Origin of the sequence: Dokdonella sp., from assembly GCF_044227025.1 — a bacterium.
GTDB lineage: Bacteria > Pseudomonadota > Gammaproteobacteria > Xanthomonadales > Rhodanobacteraceae > Dokdonella_A.
In genome coordinates this window covers 151,883-168,623 of the sequence record NZ_JBGAFX010000001.1, presented here as the reverse complement: position 1 = coordinate 168,623, position 16,741 = coordinate 151,883, and the positions used below count along the sequence as shown (strand labels likewise).

The following is a 16,741-nucleotide window of genomic DNA, read 5'->3' as shown; positions in this document are numbered from 1 at the left end:
GGTTGCAAGCCGCATATCACCCGGCGGCCGGCGCCGCACGGCGTTGCGCGGCACGATCTCTAGCACTTCGGCGGTCTGTTCGACCGAAAGCCCTGCAAGGAAGCGCCGTTCGACCACCTGCGACAGGCGTGCTCGCCGGCGAGCCATGTCGGGCAGGCACTGATCGCCGCGCTGCGCGGGCTGGCAGGGCTCTACGGTTTGCGGACGGCTATCGTGGCCGGCACTTATTCCACCGTCACACTCTTGGCGAGGTTGCGCGGCTGGTCGACGTCGGTGCCGCGCAGCACGGCGACGTGATAGGCGAGCATCTGCAGCGGCACGGTAAACACCGCGGGTGCGATCAGGTTGCCACCGGAGGCGACCTTGATGACCGCTCCGCGCTCGCCCTGCTGGGTCAACGGTGCGTCGGTGTCGGCGAACACGAACAGCTCGCCGCCGCGCGCACGCACTTCCTCGAGGTTCGACTTCAGCTTCTCGAGCAGCTGGTTGTTCGGCGCGACGGTGATTACCGGCATGTCCTCGTCGACCAGTGCGAGCGGGCCGTGCTTGAGTTCGCCGGCCGGATACGCCTCGGCATGGATGTAGGAAATTTCCTTGAGCTTGAGCGCGCCTTCGAGCGCGACCGGGTAGTGCACGCCGCGCCCGAGGAACAAGGCGTGGTGCTTGGGCACGAAGCGTTCGGCGAGGCGCGCGATTTCCGGCTCGAGCGCGAGCACTTCGCCGATCACGCGTGGCAGGGTCGCGAGTTCGCTGACGTGGGCCGCGATCGTTTCCGCGCTGGCGCCGTTGAGGCGCGCGAGTTCGAGCGCGAGTAGCGCGAGCGCGGTCAGCTGGGTGGTGAATGCCTTGGTCGAGGCGACGCCGATCTCCGGGCCCGCGCGCGTCATCAGCACGAGGTCGGATTCGCGCACGAGGCTGGATTCGGGCACGTTGCAGATCGCGAGCGAGCCGAGGTAGCCGCGGTTGCGGCCGTCGCGCAGCGCGGCCAGCGTGTCCGCCGTTTCACCCGATTGCGACACCGCGAGGAACAGCGTTCCTTCCGGCACGACCACGCGCCGGTAGCGGTATTCGCTCGCGACCTCGACGCTGCACGGCAGGCCGGCCATCGCTTCAATCCAGTAGCGCGCGACGAGGCCGGCGTGGAAGCTGGTGCCGCAGGCGACGATCTGCACGTTCCTCACGCGCGCAAGCAGCTTGTCGGCATCGACCCCGAAGATGTTCGGCAGCACGCGTCCTTCGGCGATCCGGCCTTCGAGCGTGTCGGCGATCGCACGCGGCTGCTCGAAGATCTCCTTCAGCATGTAGTGGCGGTATTCGCCGCGCTCGACCGCGTCGGCGGACAGCTCGCTCCTGCGCTCGATGCGTTCGACCGGGTTGCCGTCGGCGTCGAAGATCGCGCATCCGCCGACGCTGATCTCGGCGACGTCGCCTTCCTCAAGGTACTTGAAGCGGCTGGTCTGGCGAATCAGCGCCTGCACGTCGGAGCCGAGGAAGTTCTCGCCGTCGCCAAGGCCGGCGACCAGCGGGCTGCCGCGGCGCGCGCCGACGATCTGGCCGGGCTGGTCGCGGTTCATCACCGCGATCGCATAGGCGCCGTGCAGTCGCTTCGTTGCGGCGATGACCGCCCCGCGCAGGTCCGCGCCGGCGGCGATCGCGGCGTCGACGAGATGGGCGATCACCTCGGTATCGGTGTCCGAATCGAAGCGGTAGCCCTGCGCCTTGAGTTCGCTGCGCAACTCGGCATGGTTCTCGATGATGCCGTTGTGCACGACCGCGACACGCTCGCTCGATACATGCGGATGCGCGTTGACCGTGTTCGGCACGCCGTGGGTGGCCCAGCGCGTGTGCGCGATGCCGCTGCTGCCGGCGACCGGGGCCGCTTCGTACAGCGATTCGAGTTCGCGCACCTTGCCGGCGGCACGCACGCGCGCGAGGCGGCCGTTTTCCAGCACCGAGATGCCGGCGGAGTCGTAGCCGCGGTATTCCAGTGCCTTCAGGCCGGCGATCAGCACCGGCACTACGTCGCGGGCCGCGGTAGCGGCGACGATTCCACACATGGACTTCAGTTCCTTGGCGTCGGGGAGAGGGTTCGCCTGCCCGGCGCGCCCTGCGTGAACGCGATGATAAACCGCAACTCTGGCGAAGGCGTGGCCGGCGCCTTTCGCGATTCTTTCGGGAGCGCGAGGTGAGCCAGGACTTTGGTCCCCGCATTCGCCGGGACGACCAGACTAGCCGAGCTCGTCGAACACCACCCCCGCGAAACGCTCCGGCGCGAACGCCGCGGCCGCCTGCGCGATCGCACTCGGCGTATCGCGACCGTAGCCGGCCACCAGCAGGACGAAGTCGGCGAGGTCGGACAGGATGCGCGCGTCCGGTGCGCCTTTCACCGCGGGCCCGTCGAGGAACAGGTAGCGGTCCGGGTAGCGGCAGCGCAGCGAATCGAGCGCGGCGCGCATGCGGAACGAGGAAAAGTATTCGGTACCGGTCTCGCGCGCGGTGCCGGTCGGAATCAGGCGCAGGCGCGGGATGCCGGTGCGGTGGATGATCGGTTCCATGCCCATCGCCGGGTGGTCGAGGTAGTCGATCAGGCCGGGGCTGGCTTCGGTGCCGAGCGCCTTGTGCTGCGCCGCATCGCGCGGATTGCAGTCGATCAACAGCGCGGTCTTCGTCTCGTCGAATGCGAACGCCGCCGCGAGGTTGCGTGCGACGAAGCTGCCGCCCGAGGCGGGACTCACCGCCGTGACCAGGGTGATGAAATTGTGCTCGCCGCCGCGCGCGAGCAGGCGCGTGCGGATCTCGCGGAATGCGTCAGCCTGCGCGCGTGCCGATTCGCCGCGATGGATCAGGCGGCGCTCGTCGAGTTGCAGCGTGGTCAGCGCATTCAGCTCGGCCATGCGCGCGATCGTGCGGCTCGCAAGGACGCGCGCCGCGCCCGTGACGGCTTCGTCGGGGACTGCGCCTGCGGGTTTGCTGCTGTCGTCGCCGTTCATGGCGAAGCCCTCAGTTGGAGCAGGAATGCCGCCGTGTAACAAAGCAGCACGCCGAAAACGATCAATGCCAGTGCGCTCGCATGCATGGTCGTGCGGCGACGTTCCGCGGGTGTCGGGCAGGTCGGGATCGTCGCCAGCATCGGCAATCCGGTCAGGCGTTCGACCTGCGCCGCCGAGCGCACGCGCGGGTCCAGGCGCGCCCGCGCGAGCAGCATGCCGAGCGGCACCAGGATCGCGAGCAGCAGGCCGCCGACCGCAAGGTGCAGCAGGCGCAGGCCCGACGCATGCTGCGGCATCGTCGCGGGCTGTTGTATGCGCACGGAAAGGCCTTGCTGGTGGCTGTCCAGATCCATCGCGATGCGCGCGTTCTCGCGCCGCTTGAGCAGATCCTCGACGACGCTGCGGTTGGCCTCGTAATCGCGAATCACGCCGGCCAGTTCATTGTTCGCATGGGCACCATCGGTCTTGCCCAGGTCGGTCTTCAGTGCGGCCTCGGCCTGGTCGAGACGCGATGCCGTTGCGACACGTTCGCGACGTGCAACCGCGAGCTTGTCGCGAAGTTCCTCGTAGGAGCTGGTGGCCGGCGCAGTGTCCGTGGCCGGCGCGGCTGATGGCTCCGCCAGCTGTGTTGCGAGCGCGTCCTCGCGCGCGCGCTGCTCGACCAGTTCGCGGCGCGCCCGTTCGACCTGGTCGAGCAACTGGCTGACGCGCGCCTTTCCGTCGTTCGCCGGCGTGACGGCATCGGCGGCTTCGCGATAGCTCTTGAGCTTGTCTTCGGCGTCCGTCAGCTTGCGCTGGTACGCCTTGACCTGGCGGTCGAGAAAGTCGAAAACGCTGCGGCTCTCGCGTTCCTGCGCGGCAAGCCGCTCGCGCACGAAAAGCTCGCCGAGCTGCCGGGTGATGCGCAACGCCCTCAGCGGGTCGTCGTCGCGATAGCGGATGCGGACCTGATCGTCGCGCGGGCTGGTGATTTCGATGCGCTCGCCGAGCGCTTCGACCATCTGGTCCTGCTCGGCCGCGGAGCGCTGCGCGGCCGCACCATCGGCGGCGAGGACTTCGTCTATGACCTTGCGGTTGGCGAGCAGTTCGCGTGCGCGCGCGACGTGATCGACGGAACCGGCAGGTACCGCGCGATCGCCCGGCAACGCCGTTGCGATGCGGCTTGGCTCCAGCACGAGTGTGGTCGAGGATTCATACCGGCGCGGCAGGCCGATGCCGATGACCAGTGCGGTGATCGCGATGAGCGCGAATGTCGCACCCAGCACGAGCATGCGCCGGCGCGCCTCCGTCGCGAGCACCGGCAGCAGTTCGCCCAGCGGGACCTTGTCGGTCATCGATTCGCCTCCCCGGGATACCCGCCGGATACGGTGTTCCGTCCATTCGCGCGGTCGGATGGCTCGTGGACCGTCTTGCAAAGAGTATTCCAAGCGCAGCCGTTTCCGCGTGACCGCCAGCACTGTCTGCGCCGCTCCCTTCCGGGGATGGCCGGGGTGGAGCACGCCCGCAACGCTCGCGCCGCGCACCGCCCGCGTTGCGCGCGTACTCCTCTCCGCAACGGGGACCGGTGACAAAGCGCGTGGCTTGCCCGCATCAGGATCAGACCTGGTAGTACGCGCGATACCAGTCGACGAAGCGTCCGATGCCGACCTCGACCGGGGTCGAAGGCGCGTAGCCGGTGTCGCGCGACAGCTCGGCGACGTCGGCGTAGGTGTCGGGCACGTCGCCCGGCTGCAGCGGCAGCAGGATCTTCTCGGCGCTGCGCCCGAGCTTCGCTTCGAGCACCGCGATGTAATGGGCCAGCTCGATCGGCTGGTGGTTGCCGATGTTGTAGACGCGGTAGGGCGCCCCCGAGGAAGCGGGATTGGGATGCAGCGGATCGAAGGCCGGGTCGCCCGCGGGCACGCGGTCGAGCGTGCGGATCACGCCTTCGACGATGTCGTCGATGTAGGTGAAGTCGCGCGTGTGCTTGCCGTGGTTGAACACTTCGATCGGCTCGCCGGCGAGGATCTTCCTGGTGAACAGGAACAGCGCCATGTCCGGTCGCCCCCACGGGCCGTACACGGTGAAGAAACGCAGGCCGGTGGTCGGCAACTGGTACAGATGGCTGTAGGTATGCGCCATCAGCTCGTTCGCCTTCTTGGTCGCCGCGTACAGGCTGACCGGATGGTCGACCGCGTCCTGCACCGAGAATGGCAGCTTGCGGTTCGCGCCGTAGACCGAACTCGACGAGGCATACACGAGGTGTTCGACGCCACCGTGGCGGCAGGCTTCGAGCACGTTGATGAAGCCGACCAGGTTTGCCTCGATGTATGCATACGGGTTGGTCAGCGAGTACCGCACGCCCGCCTGTGCGGCGAGGTTGACGACGCGCTCCGGCCGAAACCCGGCGAACGCGCGCTCCAGCGCGGGGCGGTCCTCCAGCGCTGCGCGCACGAACGAGAAGTTCGCGTGCGGCGTCAGTTTGGCGAGGCGCGCTTCCTTCAGTGTCGGATCGTAATAGCCGTTGAGGTTGTCGTAACCGAGTACTTCGTCGCCTCGCGCAAGCAGGCGTTCGCTCAGGGTCGATCCGATGAAGCCGGCGGCGCCGGTGACGAGGATGCGCATGTTGAAGGGCCGGGATTGGGGATTCGGGATTGGGGAGTGGAGAGAAGCCAAGGGTGAATGGTGGACTGCGGGCCGGCGATTTTACGAATCCCCAATCCCCGATCCCCGCGTTTCACAACCGGTCGTCGACGAGCTCGCGCGGCAACGCCTGCTTGACGTCGAACACGATCGAGCCGGGCTTGCCGAGGGCGCGGATGCGCTCGCCGCCCAGTTCGACGAACTGCCGGTGCGCGACCGCGAGGATCACCGCGTCGTAGCGGCCGGGGACGAGTTCGGGCGCGAGTTCGATGCCGTACTCGCGGCGTGCCTCGTCGGCACTGACCCACGGATCGTGCACGTCGACGTTCGCGTGGTAGCTCCTGAACTCGTCGACCACGTCGATCACGCGCGTGTTGCGCAGGTCCGGGCAGTTCTCCTTGAACGCGAGGCCGAGCACGAGGATGTTCGCGCCGGCGGCATGGATGCGTCGCTGCGTCATGAGCTTGATCACGCGCTGGGCGACGTGCTGGCCCATGCCGTCGTTGATGCGTCGGCCGGACAGGATCACTTCCGGGTGGTAGCCGATCTGCTGCGCCTTGTGCGTGAGGTAGTACGGATCGACGCCGATGCAGTGGCCGCCGACAAGGCCAGGCCGGAACGGCAGGAAATTCCACTTCGTGCCCGCCGCGGCGAGCACCTCGCCGGTGTCGATGTCGAGCCGGTGGAAGATCAGCGCGAGTTCGTTGATGAGCGCGATGTTGAGGTCGCGCTGGGTGTTCTCGATCACCTTCGCCGCCTCGGCGACGCGGATGCTCGAGGCCTTGTGCGTGCCCGCGCTGATGACGCGCCGATACAGCGCGTCGACGAAGTCGGCGGCTGCGGGCGTAGAACCCGATGTCACCTTCATGATCGTTTCGAGGCGATGCTGCTTGTCGCCCGGATTGATGCGCTCGGGGCTGTACCCGGCATGGAAGTCGACGTTGTACTTGAGCCCCGACTCGCGCTCGATGATCGGCACGCACACTTCCTCGGTCGCGCCCGGGTACACGGTCGACTCGAAGATCGCGACGCCGCCGCGACCGATCGCGCGGCCGACCGTGCGGCTGGCTGCTTCGAGCGGGCGCAGGTCCGGGCGCTTGGCATCGTCGATCGGCGTCGGCACGGTCACGATGAACACGTTGCAGGCGGCCAGGTCCGCGTTGTCCGCGCTGAAGCGCAGTTGCGCTGTCGCCTGGAGCTCCTCGGTGGTGACTTCCAGGGTGTGGTCGCGGTGCGCGCGCAGCTCCGCGATGCGCGTCTCGTTTATGTCGAAGCCGAGGGTCGGCAACTGCCGGCCAAACCCAACCGCGAGCGGCAGGCCGACATAGCCGAGGCCGATGATCGCGACGCGGATGTCGTCGGCGCGGGGCAGGGGAGCGGCGGTCATGCAAACCTCGGGGCAGCGTTGCGCAAGTCTAGTGTGCCGCCCCGCAAGAATCGAACAACCGAGAATGCCGCCCTGGGTCCGTTCGTGTTGAGCGCTGCGCAGCGGAGTCGAAACACTTCCCCCTCTGGGGTCTTGCCCTTCGACTCCGGCGCTGCGCGCCCTTCTACTCCGCCCAGGACATGGCTGCGCCCAAGGAACGGAACTCTTGAGCCGTACCCGTGCTCAGGCGGACGGGCCCGCTCGGAATGGAAGGTCCGCTCTTGTCGAGCGCAGCGGCGTCGAAACACGGTTGCCGATTCGGCGACGCACCCTGACCGCCGTCAGGTCGTCTTCTTCGGTCGCTTCCATCCCGGCACGACGGTCTGGCGCGCGCGCGCGAGCGTGAGCTCGCCGGCCGGCGCTTCGTTGCCGACCACCGAACCGGCGCCGATCGTGGCGTCCTTGCCGATCCGCACCGGGGCGATCAGTGCGGTGTTGGAGCCGATGAACGCGCCATCCTCGAGCGTGGTCACGTGCTTGTTCACGCCGTCGTAATTGCAGGTGATCGTGCCGGCGCCGATGTTGACGTCGCGACCGATCTCGGCGTCGCCGACGTAGCTCAGGTGGTTGGCCTTGGAGTTCTCGCCGAAGTGCGCCTTCTTGGTCTCGACGAAGTTGCCGATGCGCGTGTGTGCGCCGAGTTCGGTGCCCGGGCGCAGCCGCGCGAACGGGCCGATGTCGCACGGGCCGTGCGTGACCACGCCGTCGAGATTGCAATGCGAATGCACGATGGTGCCGGCGGCGAGCGTCGAATTGCGCACGCGGCAGAACGGGCCGATGCGCACTTCGTCGCCGAGTTCGACCAGGCCTTCGAGGATCACGTCGACGTCGATCTCGACGTCGCGACCGACGCGCACGTCGCCGCGCACGTCGAAGCGCACCGGGTCGGCGAAGCGCACGCCGGCGGCGGCGAGCTGGGTCGCTCGCAGGCGCTGGTGCATGCGTTCCAGTCCGGCCAGTTGCCACGGGTCGTTCGCGCCGAATACCTCCTGCGGGTTCGCGCAGGCCACCGCTTCGGCCGGCTCGCCCTCGTCGTTGGCTTGTTCGAACACGTCGGTCAGGTAGTACTCGCGCTGCGCGTTGCGGTCGGTCAGGTTGTTGATCCACACACGCAGGCGGCGTGCATCGGCGGCGAGGATTCCGCTGTTGACCCAGGTGATCGCGCGCTGCTCGATCGTCGCGTCCTTTTCCTCGACCACCGCGCGGATGCGGCCGATGCCGTCGCGCACGACGCGGCCGTAGCCGTAGGGATTTTCGAGCTGGGTGACCAGTGCGGCGAGCGGGTTCGGCAGTGCGAGCAGGCTGCGCAGGGTTTCGGTACGGATCAGCGGCACGTCGCCGTAAAGGATCAGCACGCGAGCGTCCTCGGGGATCTCCGGCATCGCGAGCTTGACCGCGTGGCCGGTGCCGCGCTGCTCCGCCTGATGCACCCACGCGAGGTCGCCGAGGTCGGTCAGCGCCGCCTTCACCTGCTCGCCGAGATGGCCGAAGACGAGGTGGATGCGCGCCGGTTGCAATGCGCGCGCAGTATCGAGCACATGCGCGAGCATCGGCCGGCCGGCGAGCGGCATCAACACCTTCGGCTTCGACGACTTCATCCGCTTGCCCTCGCCGGCGGCGAGGACGATCACATGCAGGGGTGTGCTCGTCACGGAAAATCCTCTCAACAGGATGCCGCCTGCGCCGCGTGGGACGCATCCGGCCGCCAAGGTCGCGGCGTTGCCGCGCCACCCATCCTGCGGACCTGCGAGGGATCCGCATGAGACGTCGGTCACATTCTAGAGGGAGCGCCGCCCTCCCGTCGCGTCGCCCCGCGCCGATCGGCGGTCTTCGGAGTCCGCCGGTCGGCGCCGGCGCAGGTCGGGAGTCGGGAAACGACCGCTAGTCGAACCCGTCGGCGAAGATCAGGTCGGCGTACTCGACCGCGCCGATGTCCGGCGCGGCGCCGACGGCCTCGTCGTTGATGCCGGGCAACGGCAGGCCGCGGTCGACCAGCGCGCTGCCGGACGCAGGCATGAAGTTGCCATGTGCGGGATCGGCGAGCGCGGGAGGGGTCGCCAGCCCGTGCAGTTCCTGGCCGACGCCCAGCTGAAAAGCGGCGAGCGTCGCGTAGCTGTTCGAGTACCAGCGCACCAGCGGCGCCGTCCCGGCATCGAGGTCGTCGTAGTCCAGATCGAGCGCGATCGTGTTGATTTTGCGCAGCGCGTGGCCGGGTGCCGAATAGACGTTGTTGCGGCTGCGCAAGGTAGTGGTGACGCCGGGGTCGAACAGGACCACCGCATCCGTTCCCGGCACGGTGGTCGCGAAACTGTTGTGGTAGAGCAGCAGTGGCCCGACCGGCGTCGGGTAGTCGCTGTTGATCTTGATCGCGCTCGAGGTGTAGCCGTCGACGAGGGCGGAATGCGTGCTGCCGAGGTTCCAGGCGGTATTGCGCACGATCCACACCGGTCCGGTGCCCGCTGGCGCGACCGCGAATGCCATCAGGCTGTCGTGGATGCGGTTGCCCCAGATGCGCACGTTCGCGCAGTAGCCCTCGGCTTCGATCGCGTCGTCGTTGTGGCGGTAGATCGTGTTCCCGTAGACATCGGTCTCGTTGCTGAATCCGCTCGCCGGCGCGCTGTCGCCGCACGGGTGCAGGCCGTCGTAGGTGTCGTGCACGGTGTTGTAGCGGATCACGTTGCCGCGTCCGAGGTCGTTGGTGAAATACACCGCGTTGTTCTGCGCGCTGCTGTCGTGGGTCGCGGCCCATGGCCAGCCGAAGATCGAGCTGTCGCCGATCGTGTTGCGCTCGATCAGGTTGCGATCGCCGCCCTTGAGCCAGACGCCGGTCGCCGCATTCTCGTGGATCGCGTTGCCGCGCACGATCGTGTCGCTGGCATAGCGCAGATAGACGCCCTTGCCGTACTCGTCGCCGCCGTAGTGGCGGATCTCGAGGTTCTCGATGCGCACGTGGTGCAGGCCGTCGACGACGAATCCGGCGGCGAGGCGCGCCACGTCGAGGTGGCGCTGCGCGGCGGTCGAGCCGTCGCTGAATTTCACCGACAGGGTGGTGCCGTCGAAAAAGAATCCTCCGGGTGCGCCCGAGGAAAGGGCGGCCAGATCGGCGGCACTCGCGTACGGGAACAGGCGGCCTTGGTCGCTGACCACCAGCGCCGTGGAGAAACCGGTCGCGCGCGACCACACTCCGTTGCCGGCGTTGGTCCAGCCCGCGCCCGCGGCGATGCCGGCGTCGGCGCCGTCGAGGATCGCGCCCGGCGCGCCACGGAACACGATCGGCTGGGTCGGCGTGCCCGAGCGCGGCAGGCTGACGCTCTCGCGGTAGACGCCCGCGGCGATCCAGACGAGATCGCCCGGCTGCGCAAGGTTCGCGCCGCGCTGGATCGTCTGCACCGCTTGCGCGGGACTGCTGCCGTCGCGGCTGTCATCACCACCCGGCGAGACGTACAGGGTGCGCGTCGGCGCGAAGGTTGCGGGCTCGGCGCGCGTCGCGACAACCGTGCTGCGTACCGGCGTCGTGACGCCGTCCGGATCGGCGAGCGTCACGCGCACGTCGTAGGCCTGTCCCGTGACGAGCCAGAACAGGCTGCCGAGAAAATGCGTCGCATCGACGCGCACCAGCGGATGTCCCGCGCGCCAGACCGGCGCACCTTGCGCGCGCCATTCCAGCTGCGCGCTTGCGTTGCCGTTCGCATCGCCAGTGACGGTCGCGACGACGCCGCCGGCGACGAAGTTGCCGTAGCCGTCGAGCGCGCTGAAGTTCGCGGCATTCTGTGCCTGCGCGGATGCTGCGCACAGGCAGGCCGCTGCCACGGACAAGGGAAGGCGATGGCGCATGGCAACCGGGATGATCGACGTCGCCGATAGTCTGCCACGCGGGCTTCCCGCGGGTGTGACGCGCGCCGCGAATTGCCGTGCCGTGCGGTGTGGCGCGCGGCGAGCATCAACAGAAACGCCGGCTTTCGCCGGCGTCTTCAATCCTGCTTCGTGCGATGCAGCTCAGTGCTTGAGTGCGCGACGCAGGCGCTCGAGCGCCTGCAACTGCGCCAGTGCCTGGGCGAGCTGTGCCTGCGCCTGTGCGACTTCGAGCGCGTCGGTGCGGTTCGCGAGCGCGCGCTCGGCTTCGTCCTTGGCGCCGCGTGCGGCGGCCTCGTCGAGGTCCTTGGCGCGGATCGCGGTGTCGGCGAGCACGGTGACCACGTTCGGTTGCACCTCGAGGATGCCGCCGGAGACGTAGAAGAATTGCTCCTCGCCATTCTCCAGCTGCACGCGCACCTGACCGGGCTTGAGGCGCGTGATCAGCGGGGCGTGGCGCGGTGCGATGCCGAGCTCGCCCATCTCGCCGGTCGCGATGACCATCTGCGCCTGGCCGCGGAAGATCTCTTCCTCGGCGCTGACGATGTCGCAGCGGATTGTGCTCATTGTCTCTCTCTCGCTTCGCTTGTTCGACCGGATCTGGAACGGGGAATCGGGGATGGTCGGAGCAGGTTTCGTCGGCTTGTCGCCGTTGACGATGCCCTGTTCCCCATTCCCGATTCCCGAAGGCGCCGTCAGGCGGCCTTCTTCTCCATCGCCTTGGCCTTCTCGAAGGCCTCGTCGATGCCGCCGACCATGTAGAACGCCTGTTCCGGCAGGTGGTCGCACTCGCCGTCGCAGATCATCTTGAAGCCGCGGATGGTTTCCTTCAGCGTCACGTACTTGCCCGGTGCGCCGGTGAACACCTGCGCGACCGTGAACGGCTGCGAGAAGAACTTCTCGATCTTGCGCGCGCGGTAGACGGTGTTGCGGTCGTCTTCGGAAAGCTCGTCCATGCCGAGGATCGCGATGATGTCCTTGAGCTCCTTGTAGCGTTGCAGGGTGCCCTGCACGCGACGCGCGACGTCGTAGTGTTCCTGGCCGATCACCAGCGGATCGAGTTGGCGACTGGTCGAGGCGAGCGGATCGACCGCCGGGTAGATGCCGAGCGAGGCGATGTCGCGCGACAGCGCGACGGTCGAATCGAGATGCGCGAACGTGGTCGCCGGCGACGGATCGGTGTAATCGTCCGCGGGCACGTAGACGGCCTGGATCGAGGTGATCGAGCCGGTCTTGGTCGAGGTGATGCGCTCCTGCAGGCGGCCCATTTCATCGGCCAGCGTCGGCTGGTAGCCGACCGCCGAAGGCATGCGGCCGAGCAGCGCCGACACTTCGGTACCGGCCAACGTGTAGCGGTAGATGTTGTCGACGAAGAACAGGATGTCGCGGCCCTTGCCGGTCGCCGGGTCGATGTCGTCGCGGAAGTATTCGGCCATGGTCAGGCCGGTCAGCGCGACGCGCAGGCGGTTGCCCGGCGGCTCGTTCATCTGGCCGTACACCATCGCCACCTTCGACTGGGTCTTGTCGTCGAGCTTGACGACGCCGGCATCGATCATCTCGTGGTAGAAGTCGTTGCCTTCGCGCGTGCGCTCGCCGACGCCGGCGAACACCGACAGGCCCGCGTGCTGGGTCGCGATGTTGTTGATGAGTTCGAGCATGTTGACGGTCTTGCCGACGCCGGCGCCGCCGAACAGGCCGACCTTGCCGCCCTTGGCGAACGGGCAGACCAGGTCGATGACCTTGATGCCGGTTTCGAGCAGGTCGCTCGCCGCGGCCTGGTCGTCGTAGGCCGGTGCCTTGCGATGGATGACCCACTCGTCTTTCGCGCCGATCGGGCCGGCTTCGTCGATCGGATTGCCGAGCACGTCCATGATGCGGCCGAGGGTCGCCTTGCCGACCGGCACCTTGATGCCGTCGCCGGTGTTGTTGGCGACGAGGCCGCGCTTGAGGCCGTCGGTCGAGCCGAGCGCGATCGTGCGCACGACGCCGTCACCGAGCTGCTGCTGCACCTCGAGCGTGATCGCCATGCCGTCGATCTTGAGCGCGTCGTACACCTTCGGCACGGACTCGCGCGGGAATTCGACGTCGACGACGGCGCCGATGATTTGTACGACTTTGCCCTGGCTCATGGGATTGCTCCGAGTAACTCTTTCAAATTTGCCGCAGCGCGGCCGACGCCGTGCTGTTGTTGAAAAGTGCAGACATGGATGGCTGCTGTTTGACTTCGACCTATACCGCCGCGGCGCCCGAAACGATCTCCGAGATTTCCTGGGTGATCGCCGCCTGGCGCGCCTTGTTGTAGATCAACGTGAGATTGCCGATCGCCTTGGTCGCGTTGTCCGAGGCGCTCTTCATCGCGACCATGCGCGCGGCATGCTCGCTGGCGAGGTTCTCGAGCACCGACTGGTAAACCAGCGACTCGATGTAGCGCGTCAGCACGTGCTCGAGCACAGTTTCCGCGTCGGGTTCGTACAGATAGTCCCACCCGTGCGAAGTAGCCAGCTCTTCCGACGGCGGCAGCGGCAGCAGCGCGTCGATCGTCGCCTTCTGCGTCATCGTGTTGACGAAGTCGTTGTAGACGAGGTTGAGGCGGTCGACGCGGCCGGCGGTGTACTCGTCGAGCATGACCTTGATCACGCCGATCAGCTGCGCCACCTGCGGCTTTTCGCCGAGGTGCGTGACCGAACCGACCATGTTGACCTTCAGGCGACGGAAGAACTGGGTCGCCTTCTGGCCGATGCAGACCATGTCGACTTCCACGCCCTTGTCCTGCCACGCGCGGATTTCGCCGAGCATCTTGCGGAACAGGTTGGAATTGAGGCCGCCGCACAGGCCGCGGTCGGTCGAAACGACCACGTATCCGACGCGCTTCACGTCGCTGCGCTCGACCAGAAACGGATGCTTGAACTCGACATTCGCGCGCGCGATGTGGCCGATGACCTGGCGCATCAGGCGCGCGTAGGGACGCGAAGCGCGCATCAGGTCCTGCGCCTTGCGGATCTTCGATGCCGAGACCATTTCGAGCGCGCGCGTCACCTTGCGGGTGTTCTGCACGCTCTTGATCTTGGTGCGGATTTCTCTTGCGCCTGCCATTTCGTCTCTCGGTAGGGCGGACCTTGGTCCGCCGTCATCGCTCGAAGCGGTGGGCCTCGGCCCACCCTGCGCGTCACCAGCTGCCGGTCTTCTTGAACTCTTCGAGGCCCTTCTTGAATGCGCCTTCGATGTCGTTGTTCCAGTCGCCGGTGTCGACGATCTTCTTCATGAGATCGGCGTAGTTGCCGTGGAAGTGCGCGTGCAGCGCGGCTTCGAACGGCAGCACCTTGTTCAGCGGCAGGTCGTCGAGGTAACCCTTCTCCGCGGCGTAAACCGACAGCGCGAGTTCGGCGATCGACAGCGGCGCGTACTGCTTCTGCTTCATCAGCTCGGTCACGCGCTGGCCGCGCTCGAGCTGGGCGCGCGTGGCGGCGTCGAGGTCCGACGCGAACTGCGCGAACGCGGCGAGCTCGCGGTACTGCGCGAGCGCGAGCTTCACGCCGCCGGAGAGCTTCTTGACGATCTTGGTCTGTGCAGCGCCACCGACGCGCGACACCGAGACGCCGGCGTTCACGGCCGGGCGGATGCCGGCGTTGAACAGGTCGGTCTCGAGGAAGATCTGGCCGTCGGTGATCGAGATCACGTTGGTCGGCACGAACGCGGAAACGTCGCCAGCCTGCGTCTCGATGATCGGCAGCGCGGTGAGCGAGCCGGTCTTGCCCTTGACCGCGCCGTTGGTGTGCTTCTCGACATACTCCTCGTTGACGCGCGCGGCGCGCTCGAGCAGGCGGCTGTGCAGGTAGAACACGTCGCCCGGGTACGCTTCGCGGCCCGGCGGGCGCTTCAGCAGCAGCGAGATCTGGCGATACGCCCACGCCTGCTTGGTCAGGTCGTCATAGATGATCAGCGCGTCTTCGCCGTTGTCGCGGAAGAACTCGCCCATTGCGCAGCCGGAGTACGGCGCGATGTACTGCATCGCGGCCGATTCGGATGCCGACGCCGCGACGATGATCGTGTGCGCGAGCGCGTCGTTCTCCTCCAGCTTGCGCACCACGTTCGCGATCGAGCTCTGCTTCTGCCCGATGGCGACATAGATGCATTTGATGCCGGAACCCTTCTGGTTGATGATCGCGTCGACGGCGAGCGCGGTCTTGCCGGTCTGGCGATCGCCGATGATCAGCTCGCGCTGGCCGCGGCCGACCGGGATCATCGAGTCGACCGACTTGTAACCGGTCTGCACCGGCTGGTCGACCGATTTGCGCCAGATCACGCCCGGCGCGACCTTCTCGATCGGCGAGGTCTGCTTCGCGTTGAGCGGACCCTTGCCGTCGATCGGCTGGCCGAGGGCGTCGACGACGCGACCGAGCAGCTCGCGGCCGACCGGCACTTCGAGGATGCGGCCGGTGGTCTTGGCGGTGTCGCCTTCGCGCAGGTGCTCGTAGGCACCGAGCACCACCGCGCCGACCGAGTCGCGCTCGAGGTTCAGCGCGAGCGCGAACGTGTCGCCCGGCAGCTCGACCATCTCGCCCGACATCACGTCGTTGAGGCCGTGGATGCGCACGATGCCGTCCGACACGCCGGTCAGCGTGCCTTCGTTGCGCGCTTCCGCGGACAGCTTGAACTTCTCGATGCGACTCTTGATGAGCTCGCTGATTTCGGACGGATTGATCGTGGTTGCCATGGCTTGGTTCCTCGGGTCATGCGCCGCTTGCGCGGCACACGAAGAATGAGCTTTTAGATGAACAGTGCAGGCACGGATGCCTGCTCCTTGATTTTCGCGGGCATGAACGACCGCACTAGTTACTCAACGCCTGTCCCAGGCGCGCCAGACGCCCACGCACCGAACCATCGATGACGACATCGCCGGCGTCGATGATCGCGCCGCCGAGCACCCCGGCATCGATCGACTGCTCGATCTCGATGTCGCGGCCGAAGCGGCGCTTGAGCGCGTCCTTGAGCTTGGCGGTCTCGCCGGCGTCGATCGGCGTGGCCGAACGCACGTTCACCTTGAGCACGCGCTCGGCTTCCTGCTTGAGCTCTTCGAACAGCGCGCCGACTTCCGGCAGCACCGGCAGGCGGCGATTCTCGGCGAGCACGCGCACGAAACCGGCGAACGGCGAATCCGCCGCTTCGCCTTCCGGCGTTACCAGCGCGACGAGATCGGCCTGCGCGACGCGCGGATCGCTGAACAACGTGGCGACGCGCGCATCGGCGGCGACCTGTGCGGCGAAGGCGAGCTTGCCGGCCCACGGGCCGAGCGCGCCTTGCGAGCGCGCCAGCTCGAACGCGGCACGCGCATACGGACGGGCGAGGGAAAGTGCGTTCGACATCGGTCAGATCTCGGTGACGAGCTGGTCGATCAGCGCCTTGTGCGCGTTCGCGTCGATCTCGCGCTTGAGGATCTTCTCGGCGCCTGCCATCGCCAGCGAAGCCACCTTGCCGCGCAGTTCATCGCGCGCCTTGTGTGCCTGCGCCTCGATGTCGGCAGCGGCGATCGCCTTCTGCTTGGTCGCTTCGACGATCGCGTCCTGGCGCGCCTTGTCGACGATCTGGGTCGCCTGCTGGTGCGCCTTGTCGATGATCGTCGCCGCTTCCGCGCGCGCCTTCTTGATCTCGTCGGCGACGCGTGCGTCGGCATCGGCGAGCTCCTTGCGCGCCTTCTCCGCCTGCGACAGGCCTTCGGCGATCTTGTTCTGCCGGTCCTCGATCGCCGCGATGATGTGCGGCCAGCCGAGTTTCATGACCATGAGGACCACGGCGAAGAACGCCAGGCCCTGGATGACCAGGGTGAGATTCGGAATCATCGTCTGCTCCTGCT

The 16,741-nt window shown here is 67.3% G+C and carries 13 protein-coding genes; all 13 read right to left on the bottom strand.

What is annotated here, in order from left to right; genetic code table 11:
• Nucleotides 1-224: 224 nt before the first annotated feature.
• A complete protein-coding gene (gene glmS / locus ACILRJ_RS00720) occupies nucleotides 225-2,057 on the bottom strand; it encodes a glutamine--fructose-6-phosphate transaminase (isomerizing) (RefSeq protein WP_395679352.1) in 1,833 nt (610 codons plus the stop codon).
• A 171-nt stretch (nucleotides 2,058-2,228) separates the two neighbouring features.
• Entirely contained in the window at nucleotides 2,229-2,990 is a 762-nt protein-coding gene (locus tag ACILRJ_RS00715) for a polysaccharide biosynthesis protein (protein ID WP_395679350.1), read from the bottom strand.
• A complete protein-coding gene (locus tag ACILRJ_RS00710; protein WP_395679348.1) occupies nucleotides 2,987-4,324 on the bottom strand; it encodes a hypothetical protein in 1,338 nt (445 codons plus the stop codon). Before ACILRJ_RS00710 ends, ACILRJ_RS00715 begins: the two co-directional genes overlap by 4 nt.
• Before the next feature lie 262 nt (nucleotides 4,325-4,586).
• Complete coding sequence (locus ACILRJ_RS00705; RefSeq protein ID WP_395679346.1) at nucleotides 4,587-5,594, bottom strand: NAD-dependent epimerase; 1,008 nt, start codon at nucleotides 5,592-5,594, stop codon at nucleotides 4,587-4,589.
• A 112-nt stretch (nucleotides 5,595-5,706) separates the two neighbouring features.
• Nucleotides 5,707-6,999 (bottom strand): nucleotide sugar dehydrogenase, encoded by a 1,293-nt coding sequence (locus ACILRJ_RS00700; RefSeq protein ID WP_395679344.1) that lies wholly within the window; start codon nucleotides 6,997-6,999, stop codon nucleotides 5,707-5,709.
• Between the two features lie 320 nt (nucleotides 7,000-7,319).
• Nucleotides 7,320-8,690, bottom strand: a complete 1,371-nt coding sequence (glmU, locus tag ACILRJ_RS00695) for a bifunctional UDP-N-acetylglucosamine diphosphorylase/glucosamine-1-phosphate N-acetyltransferase GlmU (RefSeq protein WP_395679342.1) — start codon at nucleotides 8,688-8,690, stop codon at nucleotides 7,320-7,322.
• Between the two features lie 229 nt (nucleotides 8,691-8,919).
• A complete protein-coding gene (locus tag ACILRJ_RS00690; protein ID WP_395679340.1) occupies nucleotides 8,920-10,872 on the bottom strand; it encodes a right-handed parallel beta-helix repeat-containing protein in 1,953 nt (650 codons plus the stop codon).
• 162 nt (nucleotides 10,873-11,034) lie between these two features.
• Nucleotides 11,035-11,457, bottom strand: a complete 423-nt coding sequence (locus ACILRJ_RS00685) for a F0F1 ATP synthase subunit epsilon (RefSeq protein WP_395679338.1) — start codon at nucleotides 11,455-11,457, stop codon at nucleotides 11,035-11,037.
• A 128-nt stretch (nucleotides 11,458-11,585) separates the two neighbouring features.
• Nucleotides 11,586-13,019: a F0F1 ATP synthase subunit beta gene (gene atpD / locus ACILRJ_RS00680; protein ID WP_395679336.1), complete on the bottom strand. Its 1,434-nt coding sequence runs from the start codon at nucleotides 13,017-13,019 to the stop codon at nucleotides 11,586-11,588.
• 100 nt (nucleotides 13,020-13,119) lie between these two features.
• Nucleotides 13,120-13,983 (bottom strand): F0F1 ATP synthase subunit gamma, encoded by an 864-nt coding sequence (gene atpG / locus ACILRJ_RS00675; RefSeq protein ID WP_395679334.1) that lies wholly within the window; start codon nucleotides 13,981-13,983, stop codon nucleotides 13,120-13,122.
• 73 nt (nucleotides 13,984-14,056) lie between these two features.
• The gene (gene atpA, locus ACILRJ_RS00670) at nucleotides 14,057-15,604 is read right to left on the bottom strand and encodes a F0F1 ATP synthase subunit alpha (protein ID WP_395679332.1); all 1,548 of its coding nucleotides are present in this window, start codon (nucleotides 15,602-15,604) and stop codon (nucleotides 14,057-14,059) included.
• Between the two features lie 115 nt (nucleotides 15,605-15,719).
• Nucleotides 15,720-16,253 (bottom strand): F0F1 ATP synthase subunit delta, encoded by a 534-nt coding sequence (locus tag ACILRJ_RS00665; protein ID WP_395679330.1) that lies wholly within the window; start codon nucleotides 16,251-16,253, stop codon nucleotides 15,720-15,722.
• Nucleotides 16,254-16,256: 3 nt separating this feature from the next.
• The gene (locus tag ACILRJ_RS00660) at nucleotides 16,257-16,727 is read right to left on the bottom strand and encodes a F0F1 ATP synthase subunit B (RefSeq protein WP_395679328.1); all 471 of its coding nucleotides are present in this window, start codon (nucleotides 16,725-16,727) and stop codon (nucleotides 16,257-16,259) included.
• Between the last annotated feature and the right edge of the window lie 14 nt (nucleotides 16,728-16,741).